The sequence below is a fragment of the Streptomyces sp. 8K308 genome, from assembly GCF_004348315.1.
Lineage (GTDB): Bacteria > Actinomycetota > Actinomycetes > Streptomycetales > Streptomycetaceae > Streptomyces.
In genome coordinates this window covers 1-4236 of sequence record NZ_SMKC01000478.1, presented here as the reverse complement: position 1 = coordinate 4236, position 4236 = coordinate 1, and the positions used below count along the sequence as shown (strand labels likewise).

The 4236-nt window shown below is 72.9% G+C and carries 3 protein-coding genes, 1 tRNA gene and 1 riboswitch; all 4 genes read right to left on the bottom strand.

The features are described from left to right. Positions 1 to 117: 117 nt before the first annotated feature. Positions 118 to 1065 (bottom strand): aldo/keto reductase, encoded by a 948-nt coding sequence (locus E1265_RS34310; protein WP_132934863.1) that lies wholly within the window; start codon positions 1063 to 1065, stop codon positions 118 to 120. Between the two features lie 32 nt (positions 1066 to 1097). After that, entirely contained in the window at positions 1098 to 2369 is a 1272-nt protein-coding gene (locus tag E1265_RS34305) for a M23 family metallopeptidase (protein WP_243741315.1), read from the bottom strand. Positions 2370 to 2377: 8 nt separating this feature from the next. After that, a riboswitch (cyclic di-AMP (ydaO/yuaA leader) is annotated at positions 2378 to 2549 on the bottom strand. Positions 2550 to 2774: 225 nt separating this feature from the next. Beyond that, a complete protein-coding gene (locus E1265_RS34300; protein WP_132934862.1) occupies positions 2775 to 3890 on the bottom strand; it encodes a PP2C family protein-serine/threonine phosphatase in 1116 nt (371 codons plus the stop codon). Between the two features lie 71 nt (positions 3891 to 3961). Next, positions 3962 to 4034, bottom strand: a tRNA-Lys gene (locus tag E1265_RS34295). Positions 4035 to 4236: the final 202 nt, after the last annotated feature.

The following is a 4236-nucleotide window of genomic DNA, read 5'->3' as shown; positions in this document are numbered from 1 at the left end:
GGCGGGGGTCCGTGCCCGGTTCGTCGGGGAAGGCCGTGGCGAGCAGGTCGGCGCCGTCGACCAGGGGGCGGACCTCAACCCGGTGGTCGACGGCGGCGATGTGGAGGGTGAGCCGGTTCACGACTCGGAGGCCGCAGTCAGCGCGGCTAGTTCGGCGTCGGTGAGGGTGAGGTCGGCGACCGCCAACAGCGCGGGGAGTTGGGAGAGGGTGCGGGCGGAGGCGATGGGGGCGGCGACGGTGGGTTGGGCGGCGAGCCAGGCCAGGGCGACGGTGGCGACCTCCGCGGAGTGCGCGGCCGCCACCTCGTCGAGGGTGGCGAGGACGCGGCGGCCGCGCTCCGTTGCCAGGTGCTCGGCGGCGCGGCCGGCGCGGGCGGAGGCGACGTCGGTGTCGGGGCGGTACTTGCCGGTGAGGAAGCCGGCCGCGAGGGCGAAGTAGGGCATGGCGGCCAGGCCGTGGCGGGCGGCGACGGCGGCGAGTTCGCCCTCGTAGGTGTCGCGGGAGACCAGGTTGTAGTGCGGCTGGATTGCGACGTAGCGGGCCTTGTTCTCGCGGGCGGCGAAGTCGAGGGAGGCCTCGAGGCGGGCCGGGGAGATGTTGGAGGCGCCGATCTCGCGGACCTTGCCCTCCCGGACGAGGTCGTCGAGGACGGTGACGATCTCGGAGACCTCGACCGACTCGTCGTCGAAGTGCGTGTAGTAGAGGTCGATGTGGTCGGTGCCGAGGCGCCGCAGCGACTCCTCAGCGGCGCGCTTGACGGTCGGCGCGGCCAGGCCCTTGAAGTCGGGGTGCGCGCCCACCTTGGTGGCGACGACGATCGCGTCGCGGTTGCCACGGCTGGCGAGCCAGCGGCCGATGATGGTCTCGGACTCGCCGCCGCTGTTGCCCTCGATCCAGGCGGTGTAGGAGTCGGCGGTGTCGAGGAAGTTGCCGCCGGCCTCGGCGTAGGCGTCGAGGACGGCGAACGAGTCGGTCTCGTCCGCCGTCCAGCCGAAGACGTTGCCGCCGAGGCAGAGTGGGGAGACGCGGAGCTGGCCTACGGCGTGGGGAGTGGAGGTGGTCATGCGGCCAGCGTAGGGCCGGCTGACGGGGAGGCTCAGATGGACTGGCCCATGGAGCGCAGCCAGGCGAGGGGGTCGATCGGGTCGCCGCCGCCGGGGCGCACCTCGAGGTGCAGGTGGGCACCGGTGACGTTGCCGGTGGCGCCGACCAGGCCGATCTGGTCGCCCGTGTTGACCGCCTGGCCCGCGCTGACGCTCATCGAGGACAGGTGGTTGTACCAGACCTCGGTGCCGTCCTCCAGCTCGATGATGACGCGGTAGCCGTAGGAGCCGGCCCAGGCGGCCTCGACGACGGTGCCCGTGTGGATGTTGCTGACCGGGGTCCCGGTCGGAGCGGCGAAGTCCAGGCCGGTGTGGGAGCCGGAGCTCCACATCGAACCGCTCTGGCCGTAGGTGGCGGTGAGGCGGTAGTTCTTCAACGGGAGGGTGTAGCTGGCACGCAGCTCGGCGAGCCGGCGCTCCTCCTCCTGACGCCGCCGCTCCTCCTCGATCTCGCGTTGCCGCTCCTCCTCGGCGATCCGCTGCTGCTCGGCGAGCTCGGCGGCGGCGTTGGCGGCCTCGATCTCGGCGGCCTGGAGGGCGGCGGTCCTGGCCTGGGCGGCGGCGGTGGCCTCCTGGAAGTCGGCCTGCTGGAGGATGCGGGCGCGCAGCGCCTCGCCGGCGTCCTCGTTCATGCCGGCGGTGGTGAACGGGCTGGCGGTGGGGGCCGCTTCCGCCTCGCCCGCGAGGTAGTCGCCGACCACCGGGATGTTGCTCATGGTGTCGGTCGCGGCGTCCACGCCCGGCACGGAGCCGGCGCCGCCCTCGTTGGCGGTGGCCATGCCACCCGCGCCGACGGCGGCGATGACGCCGACGCCGAGCACGGCGCGGCTGCGGGCCATGGTGCCGCCGCGCTGGCGGGAGACGCGGTGCCGGCCGCGGACGGGGGCCAGCGTCTCCTCGCTGGGGTTCCAGGGTTCGCCGCCGACGGGCTCGGGGCCGTACGCCTCGGTGCCGTAAGCGTCGGAGCCGTAGGCCTGGACGCCGACGTCGGTCGTGTCAGCGGCCGGCGCCTGGGTGTTGGGGGAGTCGCCGAACCAGCTGTCGTCTCGGCCGTCCTGGACGGCGGCGAACTCGCCGGTGGCGGTGGGGTCGTAGGCGCCGCTCGGGTCGAAGTCGCCGTAGGCGCCGAACGCGCCCTGGGAGGGCTGGGCGTCGATCAGGTCGTAGGTGCCGTAAGTGCCGTACGGGTCCCGGGAGTCGTCGTCCGGGTGCCGGTCCGCGACGGAGGTCCCGGAGGCAACGGAGGCATAGCGATTCGACGCCACTGCAGGCGCTCTCCTTTCCTTCCTTCGCCTACCGGGTTAGCTGACGGGTTCGGAGCAGGAAGGTCTCCTACGGGCGGACGAGGGGCTCTGCCCTCGACTGTCCGATTCACCCCAAGTGGTGGTTCCCCGGTTCCTTTGGTGCAGTTGTTGCGCACGTGCCGGATTCGGCGACAGAGCACGGTGCCGTCTCTTGCGACGGCGGTGACGACCGCGCTGCGTTATCGAACGTTAATAGACCCGGGCCCGAATTTCCAAGAGTCCCCGGGAATAAAAGCGGGGTGAGGCGGGGAGCTTAGCGCATCAACTCCCCCAAATCGGATGAAAACCCAGGCGCCTCCTATGCCACTGTGCTCCATATCGCATCCTGACGGTTCGTCAATTGTTATGCGGAGTGGTGTCCTTCACTCACGCACCGTGATCCCCTGGCGTCCCGCGAGGCTCCGGATGGTTCAGGGCGAGCAGCGCCAGGTCGTCGTTGAGCCGGACGCTGTGCGCGACCACGTCCGCGACCACCAGGTCCACCAGCGGCGTGGGGCCGGGGAACGAACGGCCGCGCAGCTTCTCGACCGGGTCGTAGAAGACGCCGTCCTCGTCCCGGGCCTCGCTCACCCCGTCCGTGTAGAGCAGCAGGTGCGAGCCGGGCGGGAACGGCGTGGTGCGCACCGGGTCGGCGGGCGCGGGCAGCAGCTCGCCGAGTCCGAGCGGCAGCGCCGGCTCGGACTCCAGGTAGCGCGCCTCCCCGTCCGGGGCGAGCAACACCGGCTGCGGATGGCCCCGGTTGAGGACCCGGACCCGGACCGGCCGCTCCCTCGGCACCTCGACCAGCACGGCCGTGGTGAAGCCCTCCATCGGGTCGAGCGAGGCCCGGTGCTCGCGCTCCCGCACCAGCGCGGTCTCCAGATAGTCGGCCACCCCGACCAGCTCCGGCTCGCGGTCGGCCACCTCGCGGAAGGCGCCGAGGAGCACGGCGACCGCCTCGGTGGCGGCCAGGCCCTTGCCGCGCACGTCCCCCACCAGCAGCCGCACCCCGAACGGCGTCTCCCGCACCGCGTAGAGGTCGCCGCCGATCAGCGTGTCGCGCTGCGCGGCCTGGTAGCGGGTGGCGACCCGCAGCAGCCCCGCCCGGTCCGGCGGCTCGGGCACCACGGCCCGCTGCACCGCCTCGGCGACCTCCCTGACCGAGGCCAGCCGGCGGTCACGACGGGCCACGATGCGGTTGACGACCACCGCGAGCGCGGAGATGGTGGCCACGGTGGTCACCTTGACGACGGCCTCGCCGACGGTGGGCTCGCGCGCCAGCATCTGGGCGCTGACAGAGGCGGTGGCCAGGGCGCCGTAGAGCGCGGTCACGTACAGCGAGAGCACCGGGGCGGCCAGCATCGGCGCGGCCACGTAGAGCGGGGTCAGGGTCAGGCGCGGCGGGGTCAGGAGATTCGCCCCGGTGGCGACGACGATCAGCACGAGTGGCAGCCAGGGGTACCACGCCCCGCCACCCGCCCACCAGGGCGTTCCCGTCCGCACGCTCCCAATCTGCCCGCACCGGGGGCGACCGGCGAGTCGATCTTGCCGCCCCCGGAGCCCCCGGCGTCTCGTAGGCCGTGTGGGACTCGAACCCACAACCAACGGATTAAAAGTCCGGCGCTCTGCCAATTGAGCTAACGGCCCACCGCGAGAGCAGCATAAGCCCCCTGGCGGGGGCAGGGCCCAGAAGGGACACCGGCGGACGGAGCACGGCGCTGGACGCGCGTGCGGCGCCGGAGGCGCCGGCGGGGCGGAAGGCGGACGGAGCGCGGAGCGCGGAGCGCGGAGCGGCGCTGGATGCGCCGGCGGGACGGAGCGGGGCGGCACGAGCCGGGGGACGGTACGG

What these genes read in the sequence shown, in the direction of transcription:
- E1265_RS34310 (WP_132934863.1), bottom strand. Translation starts at nt 1,065, where the DNA reads ATGACCACCTCCACTCCCCACGCCGTAGGCCAGCTCCGCGTCTCCCCA.